Genomic DNA, 12,577 nt, shown 5'->3' with positions numbered 1-12,577 from the left:
GAACCCACAGGAGTATTACCATGAGCCGCATTCAACCCGTAACCCAACCTTTGCCGTCCGTCGCCCCCAGCTTTGCCGCCATGAAGCGCAATCTGGGTATGGTACCCAACCTTTATGCCACGCTGGCCCATTCACCAGCCCTATTCAATGGTTTCCTGGCATTTGCTGACGCACTGAGCAAAGGGAGGCTGACAGCTCGTCAGCGTGAGTTACTTGCTCTCGCGATCGGCCAGGCCAACAGCTGCCAATACTGCTTATCTGCGCATACCTTGCTGGCAGGCAAGACTGGCTTTTCACACGAAGCAATCAAAGCTGCTCGTCAGGGCAATGCCTCAGACCCTATCGATCATGCCTTGCTGCAATTGGCGACTTTGCTGGTCAATCAGCGTGGAGTTATCAGTGACGAGCAATTGCGCAATGCCTACAGTGCCGGGCTGGATGACGAACTGGTGCTGGAGGTACTTGGTCAGGTTGTGGTCAATACCATGACCAACTACGGCAACCATCTTGCAGGCACCGAGATCGACTTTCCGATCGTCACCCTGACCCCATAAGCAAGGAGTCATTATGCAGCGATACGATAAAGGCTTTCTGGTTGCCCTTGGTGGCGTTGTTCTGACTCTGCACTGGATTGGCGTATTCAAATTTACGCCAACCGAAGCTGCAGCGATCCGCCCTTTGGTGGCAAGCCATCCTCTGATGAACTGGCTCTATAGCCTGCTGTCGGAGCAAGGGGTATCCAACCTCATCGGCTTGGTTGAGATAGTTATCGCCACTGGGTTGGTAGTCGGACTCTGGCAGCCACGCATTGGCTATTGGAGTGGCTGGGGAGCTGTAGTCACCTTCGTGGCGACCCTGAGCTTTCTGTTGACCGTACCGGGTGTTTGGAAACTGGTTGATGGTGTTCCAGTTACAGAGTTTTTCATCTTTAAGGACTTGGTGCTACTCGGCGTGGTATGGCACTACCTCAATATGAGTCGTGCTCAACTTGCCAGCCAATAATTCCAATGCCTTTGGCACCCTTATCGGGTGCCTTTTTTCATCGTGCCATGGTGACTGACGCAACGATGCTCATGAACATACAAGGGGGCTCTCAATTCGTCTCGTCACACATCAACGTGCGTAACGAATTGCGCACTTCCCACAAGAATGCGCAAATTGCGCACTTATTTGCGCACTTATTTGCGCATTGGAACTGCGCATAATCGAAATACAAAGGACTGCGCAATTCTAATCAACCCCTTATGTGGCAAGCCTTTGGAGGGAAACCTAGGGAGCGGGAGATTGCGCAATTGCGCAGAAGTGCGCAAAACGAAATACAACGGTGTGAAAAACAACTCGGTGGGTGTGAAGGGAGGAAAGTGGGAGCAATAGGGAGCTGCTTGCCAGTTGGTTTTTTGGTTACGCTGGTGACCTGACCCGATATTTCGCAGGGTCAGATCGGTACGCCGGTGTTGGTCAATAGGGAGCTGACCGGCTCGACACTTTACTTTCCCTCCAACAAGACAATTTCCTCGAGATAGAGCCGGGGCTTAATCTTGAAATATCCCCTAATGCTCCAGAGGTACAGATGCCACCGCCACTGTGGTGGGGGTACTTTTGGGGGTATAAGTAATATTCACATTATTGATTTTCATTTTAAATCATGTAGATAGGTTGATGTTTCGAGAGAGGCCTCGGCACCATATTAGAGTCTTAAAAATACCAAAACCCGCATAGCCAAAGGCTTTGCGGGTTTTTTGTTGTATCTAGTCGACTAATCTGGCCTTGTGATATTCCTCCGTGATTAGGGGACGCGTGTTCCGGCAGGGGAAAAAAGCCCTCCATATGCTTGCTATGCCTGGCTGTGAGGTGGTGGATTATCCTCCCTGCACTTGTCATCTACTCCCAATTGAAACGGGAGAGCCCTCCATTTCGCCATCCGACTCCATGGGGTCACAAGTAAGGGGCGCTGGTCAGCAGCAGAGGCTGCCTGATGAAATAGGCCCTCCCTATCGGGGGAAGTACAGGCGCCTCAGGTTCTGCCCCGGTAGAAAGGAGAGGGGCTGGTACCAGTTGTCTATCCAGAGGTTTCTTTGAAAGAGGCAAGGGCCAAGAGAGAGGAAGCTGCAGGCTGCGGGCGGATGTTATCGGCCCAAGTCTTGCCCGAAAGCAGAGCAAGGTGATCCGCGGCTCATCAGTGAGACCCGCTTTGCGGTTATTGCCAGAGTAGCACCAGAGTCGGCTAGCCATGCACCAGCGCCGCGGCGGACAACTGGTGGCGGCGATAAGCTGTTCGACATCGAGCCCCGCTATGGCGACATCCACCTCATTCCACTTACCGCCCATAACCGCTGCAGTTCGAGCGTCTGAGGGGCCTCCTTCGTCAGACTCGAGGTATCGTTGGGGGCACCCCATCCACCCCCAGTCCCACCGGCCGCCCAAAACCCAGTTAGTCATCAACTAATCGTCAGTTAATAAAAGTTTGTGCCAGCGCAAAAAATCACTCTTTTCTGATAGTTAGCCCATTAAAACCATAGATAAGACCACTCTGGCTCCGTAATATGGCGACGGGCGTCTGTTGGCCCCTTTTCCGAGATCAATGGTCAACGGCGCAATCTGGTAGCGAGAGTCAGGGGCGGTAGCCACTTTAGCGTAGGGTCGATTAGCGAAGCGTAATCGTCCGCGGTCACCATCTTTACCTTCATATGGGTGAGGCGCATGTCGCAATCCACAAAGCCTGTTGCCACAAGCAAACCTGCGCCGAATAGAGGTGCAATTCACTTCCTTCGTTGCATCCTGCGGTATGGGTCACTGGCTGGTCAGCATATTGATGCCGTTTGGCCCAACGCCCGTCGCTACTGAGCATGCTCAGCGTTATTTGACCCGCATCAGGCGATGGCGGATGTCGCCCAGCTCGAACTGGATTACCTGGGATCGCTGCATGGCATCTACCCGCTGCAGCATGTCGGCGTTGTACTGTTTGCGCCGCATCCACTGCATAGGCTCTTCGAAGCTGCCTTCATTGACGATAAAGGTATCCGTGTAGTTGTCGTTCGTTATGCTGACCACCCAGATGCGCTGCTGAAACTCCGAGATTTCTGCGAAGAGCGCTGCGCCGCGAGTTGCGAGCCAGCGTACTGCCCGAGTGATCCTGTTTTTACTCTCGACGAGCCGGTTTGCCATAAGTGATAAGGGTTGGATAAGAAAACGGTTGGGCATCCTAGCACTCCAGTGGATGGGTCACCAAGCAGCGGGAGTGCGCCTCTCCCACCACGGGATGAGGCGCAGGGTGCAATAAGCCTGTAGGGTCGATTAGCGAAGCGTAATCGTCCGCGGTAACCATCCCCTCTCCCCTTGCGGGAGAGGGTTAGGGGTTCGGTAACATCTTTGCATGGCGGAATATCATCTCCCTAAATGGCATGCCTTCGCCATGCAGGACACGAGGACTCCGTCCTCGACGGGGTTTCGCCGCCGCTGCGCGGCTTGGCGAGTGACTTTTCTTTGCGTGGCCAAATAAAAATCTCTCTGCAACCGGTTAATAGTACCTCGTGTATTCGAAGTTATGATGTGGAAAATCCTAGATACCCACCCATTTGGCATCTTAAATATATTTATACAGAGTAGTCATACTTACGCAGGTAATAACATGCCTAGGAGAAACAAACTTAATCTTAGAGATCGAATAAGGCAATAAAATACGAACAATATATTAAATTTAAAATAGGTGACAAGATGACAAAAAGACATAGTTCTAATCGTGCAATATTAATTCTAGAATCACCATGGGAACTTGATTATAGTGACTCTAATAGAACAAGCGTCCTTCCTTTTGTTGAAGGTGTGGGTAAGCTTGCTGGTGACACAGAGGTTTATCATGCTAACTTTTATGATAAAAGTAGTTTTGTAAAAGCTTTAGACTGTTTGTGCAAAAGAAAATTCACAAATACCACTGTCTATATTGCTGCTCATGGCTACAAGAAAAAAGTCGGCAATGTATCAATTTCAGACCTCATCTGGGCGGTGGGGTTACGCTCAAAAGAATGCAATATCACAGGGTTGATGATAGGTTCATGTTTTGTTGGCGAAAACACAAGCACAATGGAAGCTTATTTAGAAGGTACTAATCTTAAATGGTGTGCGGGATATTCCTCTACTTCTTTATGGCTGGAGGGAACATTGATTGACTGCGCGATATTATCCAGAATGACCGATTTAGATGAAACTGACTATGCAGACAAAGACAATATGATTCATCACTTCGCAAGTTCCATCGCAGCATTTTCTGACTCTTTTAGGATTGGTCGAGACTACAAAGAAGAGCCAGTTCCTTTAAATCGGTCCCTTCAATTTGTCATACAACCAAGTGGAAAAGGAAAGCGAGCTAAATGTGTTAGTGAAGAGGTTTTTGAAGTAAGGGAATCACTACAGCTTTAATTTAAGACTAAAGCCCCCATGAAAGCAATCATTTTATTCATTTTGAAAAATCACGGCAAAGCTATTCACTGGGGGCATTAGCATTGCCATTCTCTCACATAAAATAATTAACCATCTAGCTCTGTGAATTATATGGACGTTGACATAATTTCAAACTTGAAATCATTTAACCGCAAAGAGCGGTTTTACCTAATTGGCCAAATGCTGGGAAACCCAGAATTTCGCATGGATGAAAACCAGCTTGATAAGATATCCAAGCTAATCAAGGTAAAAATACCTAGTGAATACTTTGCTGCTATGGATTATCACCTTGACTGGATCTATGCCAGCTTGTTTCTCACCCAAGAGCATGGTGAAAAAATATTTCAACGAAACTTCATCGATAATAATAAAAAGGTTGATTTGCAAATATCAGGCACTCAAGAGGATGTAGATTTTCTCCTTGCCTTCATTGATCCCGAAAATAAAACCCATATAGTGATGATTGAAGCTAAAGGCGATAGCTACTTTAGTAATGGTCAGCTAGATAGCAAAAATAAACGATTTAAGGCTATTTTTGGTAACGAAAACACATGGCCAAATGTAAGGCCTCACTTCATAATTTGCAGTCCTAAAAAGCCACAAAAGATAAAGATAGAAGAGCCTGCCTACTTTATATTTAAATACTCTAAATTACCTTGGCTTGAACTTGATATGGGAGAAGGGAAAAATAAGGTTACTCGATGTGATGATGAAGGTGAACCATATAATAATGGTGAGTATTGGACTGTTGAAAATCGATGATGGTGTTTTACCGCCACGTGATCGACATCCTTCCTAGCGACCTAGACAAACGAGCTCACTCCGGCGAACAACAGGGGGCAACACCCAACCCGCCGCCCCGAGGCCGCTTAAAAGGCGTAGGGTGCAACAAGCGCAGCGCATTGCACAGCGGTAACACACCCCAGCCTATTCGGGGCAAAGATCGGGCGGGTTGTTAGCTCAGAGTCAGCCCCTCGCCCACCCCATGGAGAGAGCAGATTGTCGCACCTATGCAACAAGAGCCATCGACATGGTTGCATAGGTGAAAAAATCATGGCGGGTATAACGGCAAGCGGTGCCCATCCCTATCGGGAAACGGTTTTATATTAAAGGCCCGATAGTGAGTATTTCACCGTAATAACACCTTATTTCTCGAACGTCCGATTATGCTTCGCTAATCGAACCTACGTCCCTTATTTATACAGGAAATTCAATATGTTTATTGAAGGTGGCCAAGAAGAAAAAAGATTACTTATTGAAGCTCTTTCTAGATACAATTACTTCCCGAATCAACGATTAGGGTTAAGTGAACTACCTCCATCATTTGACTCGAGACAGTTTACTCCAGAAGTCCTGACATCCCTCGTTAAATTACAAGCAGCAAAAGTAAGAAAAACTTTAGGGTATAGTCTTACAGAGTATCGCTCAACAAGATTCAATAACATTCCTAGATTACTTGGAATTATTCATCCAAAAGCTTACTCACATCTTGCAAGCTGTATTCACGAGAATTGGGATGAAATAAGAAAAATAACAAAAAACCATTGCAGCCAAATAAAACCAACTTTTCATCACAATGAAAAGCGCCTACTTGTCATGAATTACGACGATCCATCAGAAAAAATTAGACGAGCCCTATGTGCTGAGTTTACAAAGCGTTTTAGAGTACATGCAGATATTAGCAATTGTTTTCACAGCATATACACACATGCAATTCCATGGGCCATTGTTGGTGTTGAAGAATCTAAAAGACGACTCAAAGAAAACGAGAAAAAATCTTGGCCTGAAGATTTAGATTTTCATCAAAGAAGAACAAAAAGAAATGAAACACAAGGTATACCAATTGGCCCTGCCACATCAAGTATCTTGGTAGAGGTTATTTTACAATCCGTAGATGAAGCGCTAAATCGAAAAGGATATCACTTCATAAGGTATATCGATGACTACACATGCTATTGTGATACAAATGAACATGCTAATGACTTCATCTTGGATCTAGAAAATTACTTATCTATCTACAAACTCACTCTGAACTTAAAGAAAACATGGATTGAGACATTACCAGCGCCAACAGAAGATGAGTGGATATTAACATTAATTTCATTCCTCCCTAGCAGATTGGCCAATGAACATGACGGTGAAAATAAATTAACAACATCAGAAACGTTGACATTCATAAATCAAGCAATTCGTTTAAATAAAACAACGCCTGATGGTAGCGTGTTGAAATATGCCATAAGCATCATTCTTAATCACATTGATGATTATGCTGCAATCAACTTACTGGATTCTGTTATAAATTTATCTTGGCACTACCCCGTTTTAGTCCCCTTAATTGATAGAATCATTGACCTAACAAATTATCCTGCTGAACAGATACTAGAGCAACTGAATAAGATAATCGATATCAATGCACTTTCAAGACGGTCAGATGGTATGTGCTGGCCATTACACATAATGTTGAAACATAATTTAACATGCGATGAATCAACTGCAGATAAAATTATAAAAAGCCAAGACTGTGCCGCATTATCTCTATTGTTAGAGCAAAATGAACACAACAATAAAATTATTGACTTTACAAACGAAATAGTATCGTCAGATATATACACTAAAGATAACTATTGGCTATTGCTATATCAAATGTATTACAAGGGAATAATTGATGCACCCTACCAAGAAATAGAGGAAAATGCTGTCTTTAAGACTTTAAAACAACATGACGTAAATTTCATACCTAGAAACTCTAAAACTAAACATGAAGAAAAATGTGATGAAATTCTCAGAGAGATACAAGCTGAACAGCTCAAAGATATTTTTTCAAACACACCTGTTGAGTTTTAATTATTTCCCCCTCAATCATAGATTTCACATTTATCTATTCGGTACCTACGTGTGATAGGCACTAAAGATTAGAACGGAAACCAACAAAATATTTTCCGTTGGCTAATTCTGTTTGGCTTCAAAAAATCACTTGCCAAGCAGCGCTTGCAGCGGCGAAACACCATCGAGAATGGTATTTTCACCCCAAAAAAACCGCAGCCTTGAGCTGCGGTTTTTATTTCTATTCCCCCAACACTTTTTCACTCAGGCTAAAAGACTACTTCCCCAACCCCTTGCACTGCTCTCCCCCTGCGGCGGGATAGGCGGTGAGCGTCTCATAGAGAGCGGCGCGCAGGCTGCCGGATTGGCAGAAATCACAGCTGCCGCCGGCGTCAATATCGGTGATACGGGCGCCTTGCGGCCCATCCAGTACCAGATAGGTGCTGACAAAACGGTAGGTGCCGCTGGGGGCGTCGAGCGGGGTGCCCGGCTCGCCAAAGGTGAAGCGCACCTTGACCTCGCTGCGATCCCGGCTGCCGGCGATGGCGCGCGACGAGAGGATCTCCGAGCCCAGCAGGTTATCCCAGGCGTTGGGCAGGAAGGGGTTGCCCTCGACAAAGGGGGGCTTCTCGTCGGGGGCCTCACGGGTGGCTATTTCGCGCGCCTTGGAGGCGGCATTGAGCAGGCAGAGCAGCTCGGGGGAGACGATAGTGGGCAGCGCGCCGCCAAGATCGCTCTGATAGAGGCCGCTCGGTTTGACTTGGCGCTCCCAGTCGAGAAACTGGGCCACCTTAGCCTTGGCGCGGGCACTGGCGGCCGGATCGAGTTTGCCGCTGGTGGTGGTGCCCGCATAGGCCGGGGCGATCAGGGCCACCGCAGAGAGGGCCAGTGCCAGCACGGGCCAGCTGGATATCTTCATGGTGCCATCTTCCTTATGTTCGCTTGCATGGGCCGCGCCTTGAAAAAAGCGCCGGTCCCTGAAAAAAAAGAGCGCAGCCCAAGGGCTGCGCTCTGCGTCAGATCGTCAACCGGCGGCCCTTAGGCACGGCGCCAGCTGGTCTTGCCGGCGCTGTCTTCCAGCACGATACCCATCTCGGTGAGACGGTTACGGGCGGCATCGGCAGCAGCCCAGTTCTTGTCGGCACGGGCCTGATTGCGCTCGGCGATCAGGCGCTCGATCTCGGCAACCTCTTCGTCCGCTTCGTCACCCTTGAGGAAGGCTTCGGGATCTTGCTGCAGGATGCCGAGCACGGCGCCCAGCTCGCGCAGACGGGCGCCCAGCGCGGCGGCAACAGCCATGTCTTCACCCTTCTGGCGGTTGATCTCGCGCACCAGATCGAACAGGGCGGAGTAGGCTTCCGGGGTGTTGAAGTCGTCGTCCATCGCTTCCTTGAAGCGAGCCACCTGCTCGTCGCCACCGGCAGCAGCGGCTACCGGCAGATCGCGCAGGGCGGTGTACATGCGCTCCAACGCGGCGCGGGCTTGCTTCAGGTTATCTTCCGAGTAGTTGAGCTGGCTGCGGTAGTGGCCAGACATCAGGAAGTAACGGACGGTTTCGGCGTCGTAGTGGGCCAGCACATCGCGGATGGTGAAGAAGTTGCCAAGGGATTTGGACATCTTCTCTTTATCTACCATCACCATGCCGCTGTGCATCCAGGTGTTGACGTAGTCGCCACCGTGGGCGCAGCAGGACTGGGCAATTTCGTTCTCGTGGTGCGGGAACTGCAGATCGGAGCCGCCGCCGTGGATGTCGAAGTGGTTGCCAAGGTGCTTGGAGTTCATGGCGGAGCACTCGATGTGCCAGCCAGGACGGCCCGGGCCCCAAGGGCTTTCCCAGGTCGGCTCGCCCGGCTTGGACATCTTCCACAGCACGAAGTCGAGCGGGTTGCGCTTGGCATCGACCACGTCAACGCGGGCACCGGCTTGCAGCTGCTCCAGATCCTGGCCGGAGAGTTTGCCGTAGTCGGCATAGGATTCGACGATAAACATCACATCGCCGTTGTCCGCCACGTAGGCGTGCTCTTTTTCCAGCAGGGATTGCACCAGCTCGATGATCTCTTCGATGTGCTGGGTGGCGCGCGGTTCGATATCCGGGCGCACCATGCCGAGGGCGTCAAAGTCGGCGTGCATGTCGCCAATCAGACGCTCGGTCAGCTCGTCGCAGGTCACTTGGGTCTCGGCGGCACGCTTGATGATCTTGTCATCCACGTCGGTGATGTTGCGCACGTAGGTGAGGTCGTAACCGGCGTAACGCAGGTAGCGAGCGACCACATCAAAGGCGACGAATGTGCGGCCGTGGCCGATATGACAGTGATCGTAGATGGTGACACCACACACATACATGCCCACCTTGCCCGGGTGGATAGGTTTGAATTCTTCTTTTTGACGAGTGAGTGTGTTGTATATCTTCAGCATCTTCTAACCACTGCCTGTGAGTAAAATGGTTGGTCATAATACCCCGTTCAGGGGCAGAAAACGAGGCAGAAAAGAGGGCCAATCCCGCCTGCCAGCACGGTTACGGCGCCTGAGAGACTATGCCGCCAGCCCCTGATGGGCTAGAATTGCCACCACTTTATGCCATACACCTGCGGGCACTTCGTCGCTCGCATCAAATGAAAGGACATATCATGGTCACTCTGCACACCAATCACGGCGACATCACCCTCACCCTGAACGCTGAAAAAGCCCCGGAAACCGTGGCCAACTTCCTGCAATACTGCCGTGACGGTCACTACGACAACACCATTTTCCACCGCGTCATCGACGGCTTCATGATCCAGGGCGGCGGCTATGCCCCGGGCTTTGAAGAGAAAGACACCCGCGCGCCCATCAAAAACGAAGCGGCCAACGGCCTGTCCAACAAGATCGGCACCATCGCCATGGCTCGCACCATGGAGCCGCACTCTGCCAGCGCCCAGTTCTTCATCAACGTGAACAACAACGACTTCCTCGACTTCAAATCCGCCACCACCCAGGGCTTCGGCTACTGCGTATTCGGTGAAGTGACTGCCGGCATGGACGTGGTCAACAAGATCAAAGGCGTCAAGACCGGTAACTACGGCCGCATCCACCAGGACGTGCCGGTAGAAGACGTGGTGATCACCAAGGTGACCCTTGCTGACTGATCTCTGCCGACTCGGCACTGACAAAACTGCGGCCCCGGCCGCAGTTTTTCCATCTGTCTCTTCCACTGCCAGTCCGAACTGGCGCCGCCTCGACTATCTGGCCCACGGCAACCCGCGCCAGCGCTCGGCCCATGCCCTGCTCACCGCCGGTGTGTGGGATGAGCTGGCCACGCAGTGCAGCGATATGGCGCTGGTGAGCACGCTCGCCATCGGCCTCGATCGGCCGGGCAGCGATCTCGATATTCTCTGCCAGCATGCTGATCCCGCCGAGTTTGCCGCTACTTTTGCAGAGCAAGGGTGGCAGGCGAGCGCCAAGGGCGACAATATCTGGCTGCTGGAGCGCACCTTTTCCTGCCTCGACCAGAGCTGTGCTAATAGCGGTTCTGACAAGGGCGATGTCTGCTGGCTGCTTGAGCTCTATGTCACCCCAGCTCCCATCGAGACGCTGAACGGCTGGCGCCACCTCACCCTGATGGCGGTTTTGCTGCAACGCTTTGGCGATGCTTTCTATCAGGAAGTCTTGCGCCTGCGCCTTGAAGAGGGTCTGAAAGGGGAAGCAGCCATGTGCCGGTTGCTGGGGCTGGCGGGCGATCCTTATGCTGCGCTGCTGACGCTGGAGGAACGAAATCTGGCCGAGTTGTCATGGCAGCCGCCATCCCGTGACGGTATGCATACATCCACTGATGCGATGGTGCCCGCAGCGCACTGTTCGTCCCCTGTTGTTTCTACTATCTCTGCCACCCCCGTTTGCCCTGTTTCGACCGAGAGCCCGATCCCCACATCATGAGCACCCTCTTTATCAGTGACATTCACCTCTCTGCCCAGCGGCCCGATATGACCGCGGCACTGGTGCGCTTTCTCGAGCACGACGCCCCCGGCGCCGATGCCCTCTATGTGCTGGGGGATCTCTTCGAATTCTGGATTGGCGATGATGACCCCAATCCGCTCCATCAACAGATGGCCGACGCCTTCTTGGCCCTGAGCCAGCAGAACGTGCCCATCTACTTTATCCACGGCAACCGCGACTTTCTGCTGGGCCAGCAGTTTGCCAAGCGCGCGGGGATGACATTGCTGGGTGACCCTTGTGTTATCGACCTCTATGGAGAGCGGGTAGTGCTGAGCCACGGCGATCTACTCTGCACCCTGGATGAGGGGTATCAGAAGTTTCGTCGCATCACCCAGCTCAAGTGGCTGCGCTGGCTCTTTTTGCGGCTGCCGCTCGCCCGCCGTCAGGCCATCGCCTGCAAGATGCGCGGCCAAAGCCAGATGGAAAATGCCCACAAGAGCCAGATCATCATGGATGTAACGCCCGCGGCGGTGGACGAGATGCTGCGCCAGCAAGACTGCCGGATGATGATCCACGGCCACACCCACAGACCCGCCATCCACGACTTCACCCTCGACGGCCAGCCGGCGCGGCGCATCGTGCTGGGAGACTGGTTCGAACAAGGCTCGGTGCTGATCTGCCGCCCCGGCGAGCAGCGGCTGGAAATGCGGGCGCTGGCAACGATCGAACCTGCTGCTAACCCATCCGCCTGACATCCCCCTGTTCGGGTTGCAGGCAAAACCTGCGGCCCGGCATCCCACGCCTGTACACCCGGTGAACCGACGTAGAACGGCGAGTTCGGTATGCCGATGCGCTGTTCGGCCCATCTGTAGCGGTTCTGCTGCACCAGCAACGGCAACAATCGACCAAAAAGCATGCAAGATGCTGAAAATAAAGATAATTAACCATTCAATCAACGTTGAAATAAGCAAGGTCGCTCATTAGACTACCGACTCCTCCCACCCGTCGTAACACAAGGAATGTACCAAACAATGAAAAAGACGGTTCTCACCCCCTTACTCGTGCTGTTGATCACAGGCTGTGGTGGCGGTGATGGCGAACAGGAAGAGAGTCCTATTGCTCCCCCTACTGAAACGCACTATTTCGAGGTGTCCAGCCTGAGCAGCCAGGGGGGGCAGTTAACTCCCACCCGCCTGAGGCTGGGGGAGGGGGAACAGGGGCGCTTCTCGGTACAGGCTGACAGCGGTTACGTGCTGACCGGGATAACCGGATGTGATGGCTCCCTGGACGGCCTCACCTATACCACCGGCCCCATGCGTGCTGATTGTCAAATCTCGGCCAGCTTCACTCAGGAGAGTGCCGCCGTCTATTTCAACGCCACCACCCAAGCTTCTCTGGGGGGCGC

The 12,577-nt window shown here is 51.4% G+C and carries 11 protein-coding genes and 1 pseudogene; 9 read left to right on the top strand and 3 right to left on the bottom strand.

Going from position 1 to position 12,577, the window contains the following annotated elements:
* The first annotated feature begins 20 nt into the window (after positions 1–20).
* Both G5154_RS03480 and G5154_RS03475 read left to right on the top strand, forming a co-directional pair.
* The gene (locus G5154_RS03480) at positions 21–554 is read left to right on the top strand and encodes a carboxymuconolactone decarboxylase family protein (protein ID WP_421250342.1); all 534 of its coding nucleotides are present in this window, start codon (positions 21–23) and stop codon (positions 552–554) included.
* 13 nt (positions 555–567) lie between these two features.
* On the top strand, positions 568–1,002 hold the full coding sequence (locus tag G5154_RS03475) for a DUF417 family protein (RefSeq protein ID WP_421250341.1): 435 nt from the start codon (positions 568–570) through the stop codon (positions 1,000–1,002).
* 1,854 nt (positions 1,003–2,856) lie between these two features.
* Here the strand turns inward: G5154_RS03475 and G5154_RS03470 are convergent.
* Positions 2,857–3,051 carry a hypothetical protein gene (locus tag G5154_RS03470; protein WP_279490633.1) on the bottom strand — a complete coding sequence of 65 codons (195 nt, stop codon included), beginning with the start codon at positions 3,049–3,051 and terminating at the stop codon, positions 2,857–2,859.
* 663 nt (positions 3,052–3,714) lie between these two features.
* Here G5154_RS03470 and G5154_RS03465 point away from each other — a divergent pair.
* The 3 genes from G5154_RS03465 to drt4 all read left to right on the top strand — a co-directional run bounded on the left by G5154_RS03465 (position 3,715) and on the right by drt4 (position 7,281).
* Positions 3,715–4,416 carry a hypothetical protein gene (locus tag G5154_RS03465; protein ID WP_005346840.1) on the top strand — a complete coding sequence of 234 codons (702 nt, stop codon included), beginning with the start codon at positions 3,715–3,717 and terminating at the stop codon, positions 4,414–4,416.
* Between the two features lie 225 nt (positions 4,417–4,641).
* The gene (locus G5154_RS03460) at positions 4,642–5,199 is read left to right on the top strand and encodes a hypothetical protein (RefSeq protein WP_421250340.1); all 558 of its coding nucleotides are present in this window, start codon (positions 4,642–4,644) and stop codon (positions 5,197–5,199) included.
* 453 nt (positions 5,200–5,652) lie between these two features.
* Entirely contained in the window at positions 5,653–7,281 is a 1,629-nt protein-coding gene (drt4, locus tag G5154_RS03455) for an antiviral reverse transcriptase Drt4 (protein WP_421250339.1), read from the top strand.
* A gap of 256 nt (positions 7,282–7,537) precedes the next feature.
* Here the strand turns inward: drt4 and G5154_RS03450 are convergent, their stop codons facing one another.
* Positions 7,538–8,179: a hypothetical protein gene (locus G5154_RS03450; RefSeq protein WP_421250338.1), complete on the bottom strand. Its 642-nt coding sequence runs from the start codon at positions 8,177–8,179 to the stop codon at positions 7,538–7,540.
* Positions 8,180–8,298: 119 nt separating this feature from the next.
* Positions 8,299–9,675 carry a cysteine--tRNA ligase gene (gene cysS / locus G5154_RS03445; protein ID WP_041208491.1) on the bottom strand — a complete coding sequence of 459 codons (1,377 nt, stop codon included), beginning with the start codon at positions 9,673–9,675 and terminating at the stop codon, positions 8,299–8,301.
* A gap of 212 nt (positions 9,676–9,887) precedes the next feature.
* Here cysS and G5154_RS03440 point away from each other — a divergent pair, with 212 nt between their 5' ends.
* The 4 genes and pseudogenes from G5154_RS03440 to G5154_RS03425 form a co-directional block, all read left to right on the top strand.
* Positions 9,888–10,385, top strand: coding sequence for a peptidylprolyl isomerase (locus G5154_RS03440; protein WP_005337417.1), 498 nt, complete (start codon positions 9,888–9,890; stop codon positions 10,383–10,385).
* Positions 10,375–11,172: a DUF4269 domain-containing protein gene (locus tag G5154_RS03435; RefSeq protein ID WP_421250337.1), complete on the top strand. Its 798-nt coding sequence runs from the start codon at positions 10,375–10,377 to the stop codon at positions 11,170–11,172. The genes G5154_RS03440 and G5154_RS03435 overlap by 11 nt, the downstream gene beginning before the upstream one ends.
* On the top strand, positions 11,169–11,924 hold the full coding sequence (lpxH, locus tag G5154_RS03430) for a UDP-2,3-diacylglucosamine diphosphatase (protein ID WP_421250336.1): 756 nt from the start codon (positions 11,169–11,171) through the stop codon (positions 11,922–11,924). The genes G5154_RS03435 and lpxH overlap by 4 nt, the downstream gene beginning before the upstream one ends.
* A gap of 279 nt (positions 11,925–12,203) precedes the next feature.
* Positions 12,204–12,577: pseudogene (locus tag G5154_RS03425) on the top strand (hypothetical protein); the annotation flags it as partial.

Source organism: Aeromonas sp. 600527, assembly GCF_049175415.1.
In the GTDB taxonomy this organism is placed as follows: Bacteria; Pseudomonadota; Gammaproteobacteria; order Enterobacterales; family Aeromonadaceae; genus Aeromonas; species Aeromonas veronii_A.
The sequence above is the reverse complement of the archived record's forward strand: the minus strand, read 5'-3'. Positions and strand labels throughout refer to the sequence as shown.